The organism is Dictyobacter halimunensis (assembly GCF_036245075.1).
The window spans coordinates 1,425,881-1,443,660 of sequence record NZ_BSRI01000001.1 but is presented as its reverse complement, the minus strand read 5'-3'; the positions used below and the strand labels follow the sequence as shown (position 1 = coordinate 1,443,660).

Sequence of the window (17,780 nt, the reverse complement as noted above, 5' to 3'; positions counted from 1 at the left end):
GTTTTCAACGATAGCTCGTATCGCCTGAAAAGCATCTTCTATGGAACTACCATTATGTCTTTGCTGTATATTGCTTAGACCTTTTTCTATATTATTATTTGCGTTTTTGGCGCCCAATAATTATTGAAAGCTGAGTTGGCTGGTGGTGGGTTGACCTGATTTTGCTTGATGGCTGAATCATTTGCTATTGGTTTAGGTGGCAAAGATGTGCGAGGTGGTAAATTATTAATAGCTGATGAATTTCCTCTAGCTATATCAGGCTGAGGAGACGGAGTAGGTTTGGGTAGATTTGTTACCTGCCCCTCATTGGTTGCAGGAACCCTACCTGTTGATTGTATTCTTTGGGTAGCTGCTTTATGCTCAATGGTTTGTATTGCTTGTTTAAGGCGATTTAAATAGAGCGTTCTTGTACTAAGTGCTTGCCATTGGCTAACAGGATTTAATCCCCAGTTGGCTGGCAGAGCATTAAGAAAGACTTGCTCAAAATTATGAGGGTCATCAAGTAGCTGAAGTAGCATGCGAGCGTCTGATCTGTATTCCATATCTGTTGTGTGCACTGTGCCTACTTTTTCTTTTCGCCATTGTCGGGCAGCTTTAAAAACCTCCTGCTCAATTTCTGTTGGTTCTGGTAAGCCCAAAGATTGGCTGAGGGACATCGTGATTGATTGCCGTAGTCTCTTTGACGCCTGGATAAGTAGGGGATAAGCACTTCCAAATAATGATAATGCTTGATGAATGGTAGCACTGGTCCACTCTGTATAATTGGCAGATAATCCTAGTTTGGGAGGCAATGTTTCAAGCAGAGATGCTGCTCTTGATTTCTCATCTGGTTGCTGTGCTAGCTCTATTAGAGATAGAGCTATTTTGATAGTTTTTTCTGGTATGTCTGAGTATATACTACTTAGCTCACTTATCGAAGGAACTTGAGTGAGAATTGGAATGGCTTTTATTCCTCTATGTAGGCATGTCGCAACCTGATTGCGTAATGACTCTGTTTCTATATCTCTATAATTGGCGAATGCTACGCTTGAAGTTAAAATGTCTTTTAACCCCATAAGAAACTCTTTTTGCTGCGGAGGTAAGGGTTTATAGTTGATCAGGTAGTCTTTGGGATTATCTACCATTTTGATAATGGTTTCTCCCGTAACATCTATACGTTGGCCATAAGAATTTCGCATTCCATAATTATTGGTTGTTGTGTAGATTTCTATATAGTCCCGATTCAATCGTAAAAAGGCTGCGAGAAAAAGCTGTATGACTGGTTTGTACAAACCATAAGGAGGACTTTGTAAATGCTCTACAATCTCCGCCCAGTTTACTCCCTGCTTTTGTAGTTGGCTATCTAAATATTGCCAGACTATTTTACTGTGATCATTGACTGGCGCACACACATTATAGACATTGTAACCGCCTTTCTGGTCAATATATTCTATTAAGTCCAATTCTTGTGCGCCGTTAATCAAAATAGCATCTGTGATAGATTTTTTGCTGGTATTTGCTGGCCGATTAAATGGGGCACTTATTAATGCATCTAATGCTTCTTTCAATTTGGTGGTGTTGCGGGGAGCCTTTGAGAGATGTTGCCTCGTACTGTGTGTTGGTGTGTAAGGAAACACCTTTTCCATCACTCTTGTCGCTAGATCTTCAAGCTGTAGCCGTGTTTGTACTGTAGTTGCTCTCCCCTGTTGATACCATTCAATTTCTGCATACTGTTCAAATCGTTGAGACTCTTTGTTGAAAGCGGAATAATAGTCAGAGCCCACCAGGCCATTTTCATTCAATAGCTCCTGGTAGCTTGGTTTATCATACTCAGGATCATGGGAAAGTTTCTCTACGGCTATTTTTCGCTTAAGGCGCTCAATAATATCAGTAGGTGAGCGTAGTATCGCGATGACTAATTGATCATAAGTTTTTGTTAATCGAATGGCTTCTATGCAGGCTTGTCGACGCTCTGCCTCTGTAGAAGCGATAACATACCATAGTAGACCATCTGTCTGTGGTAGATCTTTGAGTAAGCTTGCGGGGTTTGTTAAATCAGCCGAACTGACGAATTTGGCTATGAGTTTGCGATCTGTGCCATGCCGCTTATTATAGGTTGTGGCATCTATATCTATTAATAGATGCTGGCTATTTAATTCATTGAGCGTCAGGAACGGCATGGTTTTTGCATACTGTTCAACTCTTCCTCGTAATTCACTGGGATTGGCTTGCCCCTGTTTCACTAATTGATAATATCCTGCTTGATTTGGGTAAGCGATGCCCGCCTGCTCTAGTTGTTGAAGCGCAGTATTGAGTTCAGTCATTTGCGTTCGAGAAAGGTTTAGAGCATGGCGCAGCAGTTCCCGATTAGTGCGTAAATTCGATGAAACACTAGAGGGATCACCAGTAATCATGTCGAGTAAGATAAGGGCTTTTAACAAGCGCCCTTCTAGTCCTATACGTATTTGTTCGGGTGTAAGTTTTGAGCTGAACTGTTGATAGAGATAGTAAAGTTCGGTGTTTTTCTCTCTCAAGCTACCTTCAAAGTACGTAAATAGCTGATCTAAAGAAAGTAAGTTGAGCCGCCCATCATTAGATCTTAAATGTGCCGTGTCTATAAAAGATTTAAGCCCACGGTTTTCATCCCATAAAAAGCTAAACATTGTACGCTCGTTTTGAGCCAACCTATTATTGAGGAGAGGTAAACAGTAGGCTGTCAAGGGGTGAAGTGGGAAGCATCCCTGTACAATTGTCTCCTTCATCCATTCTCGATCGCGTTTTTCCGAATGCTGCCCCCATAGGCCCATTGTTAAGGAAAGAAGCTCATCTTGCTGTTGAATATCTTTTTCAAAAAGCGATGCGGGAGGAACTTTTTTTACGATAGCTGCGCTAATAAGTTCCTCCATATACTGGGATCGTAAAGATACCTGACCCTGGATAAAACGTCCACCAGTTCTTTCTAGTGCAGTTTGTGATGAAACCGTATTTGCCTGGTTACCAGCACTAGAAAAGCCATGGAGGCTTACAACATAGAAGTGGATCTGGTTTTTGCCAGAGCGAGCGGCTGTTTCAGCAAGGTTGTCTATCGCTTTGATATCTGGTGCAGCTACCGATGATTCGGCTAAATTTTGTAATAAATGCGTGAACTCATCGGCGATTATAAATATTCCACTATATTTTCCGCTTTCCACAAGCCTTTTAGAAACTGCATCAAAGGCATCATCAGGCCTTTCAATCACAGCAGTTGGGTGAAACGGCATCCCTATGATTTTATTTGTGACCAATCTAAATGTTTCTAGAGCAGTGTCAGCCTGAGGGCTCATAAGATCGCGTTTGAGTTGACCCAATGTCATGCCGTAATTTTCTTGTAACCATCTATCAACGCGATCAACATTTTCTGGAAGGTCTCTTTCCCATTGTGCTATAAGGTCTGTTGCTGCACGATAATATGTAGGGCTCATGATCTCTGATTGTCCACTTTGATCGAGAGCCTTTTGTAGCCCGTCTAAAACAAAACTGCTGAAAGTGGTTGCGGTATCGGCTTGTAGGAGAACAAGGAGAAATGGAGGTTTGTGCAATCGCGCATCATAAATAGCTTTAGCTTTACTACTATTAAGGTTATGCAATCGTTCGAAGAAAGGGGTTAATAGTGGATCATCTGATGAACGCGTTATATAGTTGGATATCATCAACATGAGATCTGATTTGCCAGTGCCATAAGTGCCCATAAATAGTTTTGCACGGTTCTCAGAATTCAACTGTAAACTATTCCGTATCTCCATGAAAATATCAAGAGTATCATGTGTAGGAATATAGCTTTCGACAAAGTGCCGGTTATACTCTTCGTTAAAGAAGTCTTTGGGGAGTTGCACGGATGGTTTAAATCCACCTTGAATTTGCACGACATTGCGCATCAGTTGTACCATGAGATCACTCCTTGCTGTATCTCATAAATATGATTTGGATCCATCTCTGAAAATATTCTGTTCAGCTGCTCAGCCGTGCGGATCCGAGTTGCAATCACTATGCCAGCTGTTAAGTCTGGAGCACGCCCTACAAGTTTAAAAAATTCTTCCTGTATATCCCATGTCCACAAACTCAATAGCGGTTCAATCTCATCAAGGACTATGAAGTCTTCGGTTGATTGATTGCACCAACGATATAAATCATCTAAGAAGTTTTGAGGACGATATATTTCTTCCTGCCCAACTAAGCTGTCTAAGAATCCGCGGCCAAGAGTGTAATTAATGTATTTCCATCCATTGTTTTTGCATAGAGACCTACAGAGAAAAGATTTTCCACATCGTGGTTCTCCAACTATCCAGAGAACACGATATCGTGCTTGTACGTTGCATACATTACGAATGCGAACAGTTAGTTCCTTTTCAATATCTGTCATGCTCATCGTTGTTCATAATACCGTTCAAGCAGGCTACTCGCCTGAAGCTGCCGGAGACGATTTACTGGTTCATGTTGTGTATCAGAGAAACTCAGATATCCTAGTCCAGTCAGGTCTGTAATAAAACGCCTCACCTGGCTGACATCAGCCAGGCAAATCCGGCCGATGCTCTCTTCTTCATTACAAAGCTGAGAGAAGCGGAGAGTATTTGTATAATCATAGCGATGTTGCCACCAGTCGAATAACATATATCCAACAATAAGAGGGGATGGATAATTGGGTCGACTGACTAAATAGGTATTGTTCTGTTTCTCTAAAATATGCAGTTTTGCTAAGGCATCTGGTCGCACATATGTGTACAGGGCCGATGCTGGATCTTTCGTGAGAGCAGAGCGGTTTTTCGCGTCTGTTTCCATCATATTTTCGAAATAAGCTTGAAATTTATCGCCTGTAAAGTTAGTCTGAAAAGGCAAATAATGATTAATTAAAACATACCAGGCATCGGATGCTTCGTCCCGTTTCACTGATAAATAATAATGCAAAATCCATTGAGTTCCCAAATTGGCAAGTGTAGGATCATAGCGAGCTACAAGTTGTCCAAATTGAGTCAGTTGGTAACTTTTCTTTGCCAGTGTATCGCCATTACCCACGATGTTTGCCAATCCTGTATGACGAAGCCAGCCTGAAAATCCAGCTGCGACTGGCTTATTTACGCTCATACCGCGAGCTAAGTCTTCTTGACTTGCCGTCGGGTTGTCCTGGATATAAATGAGAGCATCACTCAATCGGCGTAAGTCCAGGTTGAAATTCTGAAAAAACCCCATAGTTTTTCCCATGGTCAACTCCTATACAATTCCATATAGATGGTTGTTATAGAAATGCACGTAGTATGGTAAAACAGAAACGCACTAAGTGCAAATTAATCTAGTCATTTTTGATGCACATGTAAAGAGGGAATACTCTTTCCCCTGTTGCCACTTTCTAGTAAATTTGAGTATTGATGAGTAATTAGGTGTATTTAAAGTTATTTTACCACTGAAATTACTTGCTAGGCAATACCTTACTATCAATGTTTAATTATTTATCATCTTCCTATTTCAGTGTTTTTATAGGTGTATCAATGCTTGTGGAGAGGGTGTATTCTGGATAGAAATAATTTGTAGGTATGCTGAGTACACATCAATAGACTAGTTACTCAATATGCTAGTACATTAACTCTTTGGCTCTACAGTGGTAATTGGATATAGTATTTTTAGATGTACCTAGTTTGAGTGTCTTTTTTACCGGCGGCATTTATTTCATAACGTGCAAGTAGGACAATGCTGAACCGTACGCTCCAGATAGTGCTCTAGTTCCCAAGAGAAAATGAGCTCGAATTATCGTTTTCTCTTAAATATTTACCTTATGCAGCGGGTACCCTTTAAAACACTTGCGTAAGGGCATTGATTAGAGAGAAGGTTTATCCTCTCTAGGAAAAAATTTAGCTAAAAACTTGGTTGCCACAAAAAACTTGTACCCACGTCGTTTATAAATTGCATGAGTTTAACAGGAAAAAACATGCTATAAACTCATCAATATTTATATTATTCAGTTTAAATTTTATTGGAGTTATCTTTTATGCCCGAGACTCAGCAAAAAGTCATTATTTATAAAGATGGCATGAGCAACGCCCAACACCGTTTCGAAAAGGATTTAAAGAAGTGGCAGAGGGAGGGATGGCGTGTCGTCAATATTGTTCCTACCAAACAGGCCTTCAATCGTGTTTCTCAATTAACGGTTATCTACGAAAAGAGTATGGCGGGTCAGCAAACAAAGTCAGTGCCAGAAAAAAACCGTTCTCGCTGATAATGCGTGGACCATACCTGCTACGGACGTTACTACCAGTAGCACTACTACCAATGATGTAGTTCCGCCTCCACTACCTGAGGAAGCAGGAGTTGAAGAAAAGCCGCAGCGAAAATCCGCAAAGAAGTACGAATTCACATTGCCTGCATCACCCCTTTATCATTTAGAGCCGGCTAGCACGGAACAAAATCTGCCTCAAGCATCAACGCCTGAACCTGACCATGTAGACGACTCACCATCATTGAAGAATTCTTATGTAGCCTACAAATACGATACCCATACCACCTCCTCCACTAGTGCTATATAGAGCAGAATTACCAGAGTCGCCGTATCCTCTGTTGCCAACGCCATCTCATCCAACAGAAAGACCCAGTTTTTGCCAATAACGATAAAGTCAATTTCAAATGAACGACCATCATTGGTCGGAAGAATCTTATTACAAATAACGATCCAATCGGCAGGAAGGTATTGCTGTAATATTGCCGCAGCCTGGCGTTCTCCCTCGGTAGCAAAAGAAGATGGCCCCGCACTTATTAATTCGGCCACTATACATGCTCCTTGTGTATTTTCAGTTTCCAATGTGAGTGATAGTGTGTCATTTTAGTGATACGTTCTCTTAAGAGAGGAAAAATATCATTTTTGAATTTAAAGTGGGAATACATACATGTAGTGCAAAGAATATAGCATGTTTATAAAACGTATACAAGTATCAGCAGCTATAGAATCTGGTAAGCTAAAAGTACCGATCATGTAATAAAATAAGCTCAATATAACTCCTTTAGGATGCCAATGGCAGAAGGAGTAGAGATAGATGCTGTTGTCTAGGCGGGTAGATTTTTGGCTACAGCTGTAAGGTACTTATAAATGTAAATTCAAAAGAACACATCCTTGGAAATTTTAATGCTTCATGGGATTATCTATGGCGCCTTATTGAAAATGTCAAGATTTAATGGTTAAATAGTCTGTATAATTAAAAACACGCAATTAATCTGAGGGTGCCGGATTTATTTGTAATTTTTATTGTGCGTTGAAGTTCAGCTTTAAGATAGCTAAAAGCACCTGGAACTTCATAGCCGTTTTTATAACTACCCCCATAAGTTAGAAGATAAGGCTGGCATAGATATGGAGTCCGACAGTGTAGCTTTTTGTCACAAAATATAGAGGCTATTAAAGCATCAAAAGCTGAGTTTAGCTGAAATAATATTTATGGAGAGGCATTTTCAGGCGTCAGCATAAAGATTTCCATGCGGTGATAATAATTATGGAAAATACGCATTCTTCGTTTTTATCAGATTTATTTCCCTGGCTTCCTCCTATAGTAGTGAAATTTGTAGCCATAGATGGTGGTATCATAATCCAAATATATAGAGGCTATCGATTGTTACACGACTGGGATTCTCCAGATCTTCGTCGCGCATTGCCTGGTCCGCTTAACTGGTGGATTGATAATCACCGTATGTCTATGGGCCCTCAACCGTATCCTGTGATCAGACTATTAATCCAAAATCTCATGCCTTTTGCATCGGAAAATTTTATTGTTGATACATCTTTTTTTGCTAGATTGGAAGAAATAAGTCAACCTCGCGACTTTGTATTAGTGTGGACACTTAATACCTCATTATTTCGTATTGAAGGGCACTACGAAGGCGCAGATCGCTATTTGGGAATGGGATGGTTTCAACGAGGGGAAAAGATCTGGTCATTGAGCACCGAACCGTCAAATGAGGTTGATGCACAGCTTAGAAACCTCATGGTGCCTGTGCAGCAAGCCGATTTTCTTTTTCATACCACCAACCCTTCATTGCAGCAATATCTCCCTGTGCGCGTCGACTTTCAGTACGTTACTGACTTCTCGGCGCAGGTCATTGTTGCCGAAGCACGCAGTAATAGATTAGCGCTTGCTTTACAATGTAACTACCTCCAATTGCTGCCGATCAGACCGATACCCCAGGTGCAATCGGATATGTTTGTAGCCAACCAGGCTATCATTCGTTTCCCATACCAGGCATTGACCCCTGTGATGCTTTATCTGCTATCAGTTGGATCTACCGTTTCCATTTATCGAGATGATATCCCTTCATTTATTAGCCAGCAGCTGCCTGTATTGCGACAATACCGCTTACTAAGCGAAGACATGATAACAAGGATCACCCAATCTATTCCTCTTGTATCCATCGCTACGTTGAAACCTTCTATTTATTATGTGCATACATATGAAAATGGCATTGGTAAGCATACTGCTGTCGCGCACTATAAATATCAACAGCAGACAATTTACATGAAACCATTAGTAGTTGCATATCAGCAAAAGCAGCGCTTTATTTGTCAGAATAATGTCTGGTTTGAGTGGCCAGAGCACTCGAGTAATCTTTTTGAGGATATCCAACGGCGTCCGGTGGCAACGGTATTACCATTGGAAGAGGTAATGGGGCTTGATGCTCTGCATCCTGATTTTGCGAAGCAACAATCTATTCCTGGCAATATTCACTTAAGAGGAGCGGCGCCCATTGAACGTGGTAAAGCTGTTTTTGAGCAGTTGCGCTATTATGGAATACCTGGTTGCATTATTGCAGAAACAGCAGTTAGTGTACCCATCTTCATCAATGCCTGTGAGAATTTGCTGCGAGACAATCATCAAGCGTGTATCCTCTGGCTTGTGCCTTCTCATAGAAGGGATTCTGTCAAACGTACAATAAATAATTCTACGATAAAAGGGCATGTGATTGTGGTCTCGCCTGTGATCTTGCGAGCTGATCCCGGACTGATGTCTATTTCATGGACGTTAGTAATCTTTCAAGAGCAGGATCAACTGTGGGATAACTATGCTCAATCCAGACAGATCTCCCAGCTAAATTCGCAATGGGCACTCGCTTCAGTTACTTCGCGAGATCGGTTTAGTCCATCTTCTCTGAGGGTATTGCATGTACCGGAGAAATATTACAAAGAATTCTGTTCGGCATATCTTTTTGATCTGCATCAGAGCAGTGAAAACGCAACCGTAGCCAGTGAAAGGTCAAATGAGCAGCAGGCTCCAGCCAGGAAACCGAATGTAAATCCTATAGTAGCACCGAAGCCAGCATCTGCAACCATCTCAAACAAAGAGCCCCAGATAGCTAAATCAGCTTCTGTGATGAAAAAGCTGGTAAATCCGCAGGGACCAGAACAACGGAGAAAGCGCTTGATTGATGAGGACGAAGTCCGGTCTCACATTGCCTCCTTATTAAGTTCCTCTACACCTGCCAATCAATCCAGGATAACTCTTAACAAGGAAATTGAGGTGGTGGCTACGTCACAACGTACGTATACTCAAAGTTTCCCAATTCAAAATGAGCAATGTGACCTATCTCGTATCGCTGCCATGAAACGCTACTGGCATGCTTTTGATGACATTCATGCACGCCAGGCCTCGGGTATGAAGCCGCTTTGGGGAATGGTTGAAGATTCCCGCATGTTTAACATTGATAACCGTTTTCATTTTCGTGAGCCATACCAATTTCATCTTTACCAGCAATTATTACCGCCTCCTCTTCTTGCTGAAATTAATCAGCTATGGGGAACGACTATGCACATTCGCTGGCCTGAGCGTGTTCTCAGTGAGCCTTTCCCACACATGCTCCTGGCAGAAACGTTTGGACCAGCATTAAAATTTTGGCATGGTTGTGCACTGACTGCCTGGTTTTATTGTGAAGGGCCTTCTTTTCGTACTGATCTGGCTGGCCTGGAAGCGTATTTACGCAAGGAAGTTCAGGCGCTCAAAGAAATGGGGACGCCAATCAATGAACAGCTCTTTGACAAATTGATAAAAGCAGAGGCTCAATTGGGTAAGCCACAATCATTTTTGAAAAACCCGGAAGAATCGGGTACGGCCACCACCTTTACCAAGAGTTATCGTACTCGTAGAGATGGGTTTGGAGTATTAAGAGATATCATCTCGTCTTATCGACGCCAGTGGGCAGAGCAATACTTGGATCAGTATCTTGATCAACGCAGAGAACTGGAGCTTTCTGGAGCAAGACATGCCTATGATCTTTATATTGGAACGCAAGTAACTCTACCTGAAGCGAAGAAATTTGTCAAAGCAGTGGTAAAGGCGACCAATCATTGGTTTGGTGGCAATATAAATGAGTTGTGTACAGCAATACAAAAGGAGGCGCCATTTCAATCACAGTACTGTGCTATTTTGCCAGCGAATAAATTGCTCTTTGCTTCTATGGTTTTTACTAAACTTAGTGAACTAAAAAGCTCATCGATGAAAGAGATAAACAAGCGGAATTCTTCGGATACACCTGTTGCTAAAAACAACGCGGAACGTGAGTTTTACCAATTAAACAAACTGGTTGTCTTGAGTTTCTGGTATGTGCAGTTAGAAGAAGCCCTTGGATATAGACCTACACTGCAAAATTTTGGAATTGGCAAATTTAGCCAGGAGCGGACTGTTTTACATACAGACATCAATAAAGCCTGGTCTCTCTTTGCACGTGCGATCGAGGATGCAAAAAAAGCAACGTCAATAAAAATAAGTACCTCCCAACATACAGAGTCCCATAGCTCAAAACAAATGCCGTCAATTACTCCTGTTCCTTCTACTACTCCGTCGCCTGCTAAGGCCTCCCCTGTTTTAAGGAGAGCGCCAGAAACCATCCAACAAGCCTCCGAGAGTATTAGTGCTAAATCTCCAGTGGTGCCGCCTCCTGCTATTAAATTAGATTCAGCGGCTGTTTCGAAGTTGCAGGAAGAATCTGAAAAGTTACTGATGCGACTGCTTATAGAGGAAGAAACAGAACAGCAGCCGCTGCATCCTATGGGTATTAGCGATCCTGTTGTTGTCTCTCCCGATGTAACCGATTCAGAATCTGTTCCTTTGAATGAGGCTACTTCAGAGCTTGTTTCTCTGGATGCAACTGCTTCGATTGCAGAGATAGATGAGGATTGGAAGAACATTCTTCAACAGTGGCAGCCTGAACATTGGGAAATGATCCTATTGCTTTATCAGGAGCAATATGCACAGTTGATTACGGTGGAACGCAAAGCCCATCGTCCTGTTTCTCGACTGATTGACGAGATTAATTTGCCGGTTGATGAGCAACTTGGGGATTTGTTAGTTGATCCTGATACACGTCTTATTTCTCAACACCTGCATGCGACTGTTAGCATTCTAGTTAATTGGTATCTTTCTTCTCAGAGTAGATAGGTAGATTTTTATGCGTGAGCGTAAAATTTCGCCACGCCATGGTAGCGCGATTCTGCAAGCATTTAGCAATGGTGTTACACCGCGTATTGGCCTTGAACATGTTATTGTTGGTCGCAGTGCAGAAATCGAGGCATGTCAGTCGTCGCGTAGCTCGTTGAAGGAGAAATTTTTGAGCCGGGAGGTGAGGAGGAAGCCGATGACTGCTACGGCGCGCAGCGCAGTCGTGATACACCCTCTTAAGAGAGGAAAAATATAATTTTTGAATTTAAAGTGAGAATATATACATGTAGTACAAAAAAATATGACATATTTATAAAGCGTATACAAGTATTAGCAGTTATAGAATCTAATGAGCTAAAATTACCGATTATGTAATAAAATAAGATAAATATAACTCTATTAGAATACCAATGGTGAAAGAAGTAAGGCTAGATACCGTTGTCTAGGTGGGTGAGTACTGTTGGCAACCGTAAAGTATTCATAAATTTAAACCTTGGAGAAACATATACTTGACAATTTTAGTGCTCCATGGGATTATCTATGGCGCTTATTGAAAAGTTCGAGATTTAATGGTAAATAGTCTGTATAATTAAAAACACACAATTAATACGAGGGTGCCAGCTCTATCCATAATTTTTATCGTGCGTTGAAGCTCATACTTAAGATGGGTAGAAGCGCTTGAAACTGCTAGCTGACGTAATAGCCGTTCTTATAACTAATTCCCATAAGTTAGATGATTAAGTGACCAGCATGGATATAGGCCCCATAAGTGTCGTTTTTTCAAGGTACAAAGACTACTTAGGTGTCGAATGCTGAGTTTATTTTAAATAGCTATTGATGGAGAAATACATTTAGGCGTTCGCATAAATGTTGTTCAATGGTGACACGATCATGGAAAATATTCGTCCTTCTTTTTTATCAAAAATGTTTCCCTGGCTTTCTCCCATCGTGCTCAAATTTGTAATTGTAGATGGTGGTATTGAAGTCCACTTATATAAAAACAATCAATTGCAGCCCGACTGGCATACCTCAGGCCTACAACGTTTATTACCCGAACCTCTTGCCGGGTGGATTGAGAAGTACCAGCTATTTGTAGGTCCTCAACCATACCCATTGATTAAACAGGTATGGCAAGCTCTTACGCCTCTGGTTTCTAAAAAGTTTATTATGGACTCATCAGCTTTGGCTGAGCTAGAAGAAGTAAGTGACCTTCAGGATCTTACGTTGGTTTGGACACTTAATTATTCGTTGGTTCGAATTGAAGGCCATTATGAAGGTGCAGACCGTTATCTAGGGATGGGTTGGTTTCAAAAGGGGAAAAAGGTTTGGTCGTTGAGCACTAATCCACCCACTGAGGTCGATTCTCAACTGAGAAATCTCATAGTGCCTGTGCAGCAGGTCAATGGTTTGTTCCAAACCATTAACCCTTCATTGCAGCACTACCTGCATATCCGCGTTGACTTTCAGCATGTTACTGACTTTTCAGCGCAAGTAATTGTCACCGAAGCAAGTAGTAGTAGATTAGCACTTCTATTACAATGCAACTATCGCCAATTGCTGCCCTTCAAACCTATTCCTCACCAGCAGTCCGATAATTTGATCTCCGATCAGGCTATTATTCGATTTTCTCACCAGGCATTAACTCCTGTAATGCTTTACTTATTGTCGACTCACTCCACCGTTTCCATTCAGGAATATGACATTCCCGCTTTTATTCGCCAGCAATTGCCTGTATTGCGGCAATATCGTTTGCTGAGCGAAGACATGGCTACAAAGATCACTCAAGCTGTTCCTATTGTGTCGGTCGCTACTCTGAAGCCTTCGACGTATTATGTGCATACGTATGAAAATGGTATTGGCAGGTATGTTGCATCTGCTCATTATACGTATCAACAGCAGACCGTTAACATGAGGTCATTATCAGTTGTATATCAGCAAAAGCAGCGTTTTGCTTATCAGAATAATATCTGGTTTGAGTGGCCAGAGAACTCAGACAATCTGTTTAAATTTATTCAACGACATCTAACGGAAAGAGTGTTACCATTAGAAGAGGTGATGGGGCTTGATGCTCTGCATCTTGATTTTGCCAGGCAACAACCCATTCCTCGTGATATCCATTTAAGAGGAGCAACGCCGGTTGAGCGTGGTAAAGTAGTTCTGGAGCAATTGCGCTATTATGGAGTACCTGGTTGTATTATTGCTGATTCACCAGTCTGCATACCGATTTTTATCAATGCTTGTGAGAATTTGCTACGAGACAATAGCCAGGCTCGTATCCTCTGGTTGGTTCCTTCTAACAAAAAAGGTTCGGTTACACGCGCGATAAATAATTCTACTATCAAGAGTCATGTGATTGTGGCCTCGCCTGTGACCTTGCGAGATGAACCCAGGCTCATGTTTAATTCATGGACCCTGGTAATCTTCCAGGAGCAGGGTCGATTGTGGGATGAGCATGCTGCATCCCAAAAGATCTCCCAGCTAAATTCGCAATGGACACTCGCCTCAATTACTTCGCGAGAGCAGTTTATTCCGTCTTTTCTATGGGCATTGCATATACCGGAGAAATATTATAAAAGCTTCTGTTCGGTTTATCTTTTTGATCTGCATCAGGTCAGCGAAAACGCAACCGTAACCAGTGAAAAGTTAAATGAGCAGCTGGCCCAAGTCAGGAAGCCGAATGCAAACTTTATAGTTGCATCGGAGTCAGCATCTCAAAAGTTGGTGGATAAAAAAGATGTAAAGAATACAAAATCGTTGTCACTATTTAATCAAGACGAAAAGCGGGAGCAATCCGGTGCACTTTCTTCTTCCGCCCAGTCTATATCGATTAGTGGCAGAGTCCCTAATAAAGATGCGAGTTGGCACGAGACAATTGAGCCAACATTGATAAGCAAATCGTCAGTTCCTTTGCAGAGTTCTGTAGCTCTCACGGAGCAGCAATCGTTGGTTTTAATGTTTCAGGCACCGCTTTCCCTACTTCTTTATCTCCTGCAGGAGAAAGCCAAGCGGGAGCTGAAGCAACTATACACTAGACATAGCAATGATATCCAATTACCCCTTGAACAGATCTCAGTTGAGACTGGTAATGTAATGCGGCCTCTACCAGATGCCTTTCCAAGAACTATAATAGTTCCGCACCGAGAAACTGAAGAAAGAGTTATTGAAAGCACAAATTTCAATCAGACGTTGCTGCCCAAACGTCATACGATTGAGCTGAATCAGAAGATTATTTCTCAGTTGCATCAGGAATCAGAACAATTGCAAGAGCGTCTGACTGTTGAGAATGAGGAAGAGCGGCGCTCTTTTTCATTCATAATTCGACAAGAAGCTCATTCCTCTAAAGGATCTAGAGATGTATCCAATACAGAGGCTAAGCAAATACCGGACAAGGTAAAGCTACAAGAGGAGAAAACTAGCAGGTTAGATGCCGAACAGAGCCAGGAGAAAGAACCAGCCTTATCCACTGCAAATACGGAAGCACTCTCTTTCTGGGAACAAGCTCGGCAATGGAAAGATAGGGCACATGAGCCTGTCTCCATAGAAAAATTTAAGCACTATCATTCTGATTATACGCTCATGGATACGAGGCAACTCGCATGGTACTTCTATTGGCGCAATGAGATTCGCTCAGGCCTATATCCCGAAACTGATGTTGGATATATCCTTATCCATACCTATGAAGCGTTGGAATGCATCGGCTTTACGAACCCTACTCAGGCATGTGAGCGGCTTATTGCGTTATGGAAAAATTATCGTGATAGTTTTCCTTTGTTGGATCAATATCTGGTACCCTGGATTGCTGATTTCTGTGCTGTTCATAACTTATCATTGACTCCAATGCAGTGGTATGCTCAGGTGTTAACCGTTCCTGATTGCGATACAGATGCACAATTGATCGCAGAGGCATGGTTACGTCAAGGAGCTGATTGGGCGCAAATACCTGCGACAGTACTCTATAAATTGGTTGGTTTTAATACCCAAACAAAATTTTACCAGAAAATGCGACAAAAGAATGCGCTTGATGAGGGTTATCGACTTGCGGTTGCAGCGGTTGACGAACATCTCAGCTCAAAATTTGATAGACCTGCGCTGATTACCCGTTACGGTAAAGGTACATCGTTTGCTGTTGTGAGGAAACCTTTCAACGGTGTATTAATGGAGCATACGTATGCTCATGTGGTGATTGCCGAAGTCAATGCAGCCTTTGGTAATGCTGAACTACGCTATGCATTGTTAGGGATCCTTAAATATGCAGACCATATTCAGCGGAAAATGCATCAAAAGACTGTACAACCCTTTGTTCCAACAATTGATCTTAGTTGGCAAGAGGTGATTGAGTCAATATTGGTAAACAGATCGCCTATCCAAAACTCTGCATCTCTATCAGCAAACCACCTTGCTGATGAAGCGGACCAGGAGACTATTTCAAAACTACGGGAGCAAGATGAGAAGTTAGGAGGAAAAGAACAATACCAAAAAACTCTTCGTCCTATTCCGGTTTCTGCAATATCAGTGGGGATTATAGGTCAGTTCGATTCCCAACTGTCTAAGAATGCGCGAAAAGAGGATACTCATTTAAATAAAACTGCTCAGAGAAAGCCTATAACTACAAATGTTGTTCCCTCGCCCACTGGCAGCGAACTGCAATCCGTTCATATTTCTGCTATTGAGCAGCGTGTCGCTGTTTTGAAGCAATACTGGTACCATTTCGATGAGATTCATGCACGCCAGGCAGAGGGAATGACACCACTTCATTGGGGTCCAATTACAGATCCTCTCTCGATCGGCTTTGAACACCGTTGTCAGTTTTATAAACCAGACCCATATCCGCTCTATCAGCGGCACTTACCTGCCAACCTTCTCTCCGAGGTTGAACAACTGTGGGGAACTACTATGTTGCCTCGCTGGCCAGAGAGTATTGTCAGCGAACCTTTCCCACATGAGATTCTCACAAAGGCATTTGGCGTAGCGTTAAGCTTCTGGCATAGCTGTGCACTTAATGCTTGGTTCTTTTGCGAAGGTTCGTTATATCTCGATGACTTGAGTGGATTAGAGGATTTTTATAGGAAAGAAATCCAAATACTCAAAGATATGGGAATGCCGATAAATGAACATCTCTTTAAAGATCTAGGAACGGCTAGTGTAAAGCTTGATCGAGTATACTCAACAGGCGATGATGCACGTCGAGGTGGCTTTGAAGGAATACGAAATATTATTTCTTATTATCGGCGACTATGGGCGGAGGCATATCTAGATAGATATATACACGAGCGTTGGGAAGCGGAAATTCGTAAAGTTAAAATCTCTTATAGATTTTCCGTTGACAATAGAGGAGGTGCGCCACCTACAGCTAAGCAGTTTGCAAAAGATGCTAAAAATGCTACGAATTACTGGTTTGGTGGTGATGTAAGAAAATTGTATGAGGCAATTCGAGAGCAATCACCCTTGCAGCCTCAACGCGTTGCTATTATGCCCTTTGATAGACTAGCGTTTGCTTTAGCTGTTTTCAATACGCTCAAAGAAGATGCAGTAAAGCCTCAACCGGCCCTCCGGGATCCGTATACCGTGGAAAGACGATATTACCAATTGAACCAACTCGCAGAATTTAGCTTCTGGTATGTGCAGCTAGAAGAAGCTCTTGGATATACTCCTAAACTGGGTGATTTTGGTATGAGTAAGTTCGCTAAGTGTAGTGAAGTTTTAGATAAAAATGTGTATAAAGCCTGGACTACTTTCTCAAGCACAATTGAGGCTGTGAAACGAGAATTTCCAACTCCTGGGGAAAAGCAAGAATCTGAAGAAATAACGTTCACAACGGTGGGTTCTGCTCTTGTAAAGGTAGAGAAATCTGCCGAATTGATGGTTGAAAATGAGAAGCCAACTCGTACGTCATGGGGCCAACCTGCTAGGCCACTGGATACAGAGGCTATTTCAAAGTTACGGGCAGAATCTGATCAACTGCAAGTTCGATTAACTATTGATGTAGAGGAAGAAGTTCAGGTAGAACAATCCCCACAATTTACACCTACAGCAGAGGTAGAGCTTATCACCTCAGTGATCAATACTATCGCTGATTCTGATTTAGAGGTGGATGAAGATTGGAAGGGTATTGTACAACACTGGCAGCCTGAGCATTGGGAAATAATCATATTGCTTTATCAGGAACAATATGCACAGTTGATTACGGTGGAACGCAAAGTTCGTCGCCCTGTTTCTCGACTGATTGACGAGATTAATTTGCCGGTTGATGAGCAACTTGGGGATTTGTTAGTTGATCCTGATACACGTCTTATTCCTCAACATCTGCATGAAACTGTTAGCATTCTGGTTAATTGGTATCTTTCTTCTAAAAGTAGATAGGTAGGT

8 protein-coding genes are annotated in these 17,780 nt (G+C 41.9%); 4 read left to right on the top strand and 4 right to left on the bottom strand.

Going from position 1 to position 17,780, the window contains the following annotated elements; translation table 11 throughout:
* Positions 1 to 86: 86 nt before the first annotated feature.
* From AABA21_RS05770 to AABA21_RS05760, 3 genes are read right to left on the bottom strand one after another with little or no spacing between them, the layout of a single operon-like run.
* Complete coding sequence (locus tag AABA21_RS05770; RefSeq protein WP_338248038.1) at positions 87 to 3,905, bottom strand: hypothetical protein; 3,819 nt, start codon at positions 3,903 to 3,905, stop codon at positions 87 to 89.
* Positions 3,893 to 4,378: a hypothetical protein gene (locus tag AABA21_RS05765; protein ID WP_338248037.1), complete on the bottom strand. Its 486-nt coding sequence runs from the start codon at positions 4,376 to 4,378 to the stop codon at positions 3,893 to 3,895. Before AABA21_RS05765 ends, AABA21_RS05770 begins: the two co-directional genes overlap by 13 nt.
* A gap of 2 nt (positions 4,379 to 4,380) precedes the next feature.
* Complete coding sequence (locus AABA21_RS05760; RefSeq protein ID WP_338248036.1) at positions 4,381 to 5,214, bottom strand: DUF4007 family protein; 834 nt, start codon at positions 5,212 to 5,214, stop codon at positions 4,381 to 4,383.
* Between the two features lie 781 nt (positions 5,215 to 5,995).
* Between AABA21_RS05760 and AABA21_RS05755 the strand changes: the two genes are divergently transcribed.
* Complete coding sequence (locus AABA21_RS05755; RefSeq protein ID WP_338248035.1) at positions 5,996 to 6,223, top strand: DUF4177 domain-containing protein; 228 nt, start codon at positions 5,996 to 5,998, stop codon at positions 6,221 to 6,223.
* A 261-nt stretch (positions 6,224 to 6,484) separates the two neighbouring features.
* Here the strand turns inward: AABA21_RS05755 and AABA21_RS05750 are convergent, their stop codons facing one another.
* Positions 6,485 to 6,769: a nuclease-related domain-containing protein gene (locus AABA21_RS05750; RefSeq protein WP_338248034.1), complete on the bottom strand. Its 285-nt coding sequence runs from the start codon at positions 6,767 to 6,769 to the stop codon at positions 6,485 to 6,487.
* A gap of 715 nt (positions 6,770 to 7,484) precedes the next feature.
* On the opposite strand from AABA21_RS05750, the gene AABA21_RS05745 reads away from it, so the two are divergent.
* The 3 genes from AABA21_RS05745 (at position 7,485) to AABA21_RS05740 (ending at position 17,774) form a co-directional block, all read left to right on the top strand.
* Positions 7,485 to 11,414, top strand: a complete 3,930-nt coding sequence (locus AABA21_RS05745; RefSeq protein ID WP_338248033.1) for a tellurite resistance TerB C-terminal domain-containing protein — start codon at positions 7,485 to 7,487, stop codon at positions 11,412 to 11,414.
* 10 nt (positions 11,415 to 11,424) lie between these two features.
* A complete protein-coding gene (locus AABA21_RS39280) occupies positions 11,425 to 11,670 on the top strand; it encodes a BREX system ATP-binding domain-containing protein (RefSeq protein ID WP_420917098.1) in 246 nt (81 codons plus the stop codon).
* A gap of 635 nt (positions 11,671 to 12,305) precedes the next feature.
* Positions 12,306 to 17,774, top strand: coding sequence for a TerB N-terminal domain-containing protein (locus tag AABA21_RS05740; RefSeq protein ID WP_338248032.1), 5,469 nt, complete (start codon positions 12,306 to 12,308; stop codon positions 17,772 to 17,774).
* Positions 17,775 to 17,780: the final 6 nt, after the last annotated feature.

Excerpts from the sequence above, each read along its gene's own strand:
- AABA21_RS05770 (WP_338248038.1), bottom strand. The coding sequence starts at position 3,905 with ATGGTACAACTGATGCGCAATGTCGTGCAAATTCAAGGTGGATTTAAA.
- AABA21_RS05765 (WP_338248037.1), bottom strand. The coding sequence starts at position 4,378 with ATGACAGATATTGAAAAGGAACTAACTGTTCGCATTCGTAATGTATGC.
- AABA21_RS05760 (WP_338248036.1), bottom strand. The coding sequence starts at position 5,214 with ATGGGAAAAACTATGGGGTTTTTTCAGAATTTCAACCTGGACTTACGC.
- AABA21_RS05755 (WP_338248035.1), top strand. The coding sequence starts at position 5,996 with ATGCCCGAGACTCAGCAAAAAGTCATTATTTATAAAGATGGCATGAGC.
- AABA21_RS05745 (WP_338248033.1), top strand. The coding sequence starts at position 7,485 with ATGGAAAATACGCATTCTTCGTTTTTATCAGATTTATTTCCCTGGCTT.
- AABA21_RS39280 (WP_420917098.1), top strand. The coding sequence starts at position 11,425 with ATGCGTGAGCGTAAAATTTCGCCACGCCATGGTAGCGCGATTCTGCAA.
- AABA21_RS05740 (WP_338248032.1), top strand. The coding sequence starts at position 12,306 with ATGGAAAATATTCGTCCTTCTTTTTTATCAAAAATGTTTCCCTGGCTT.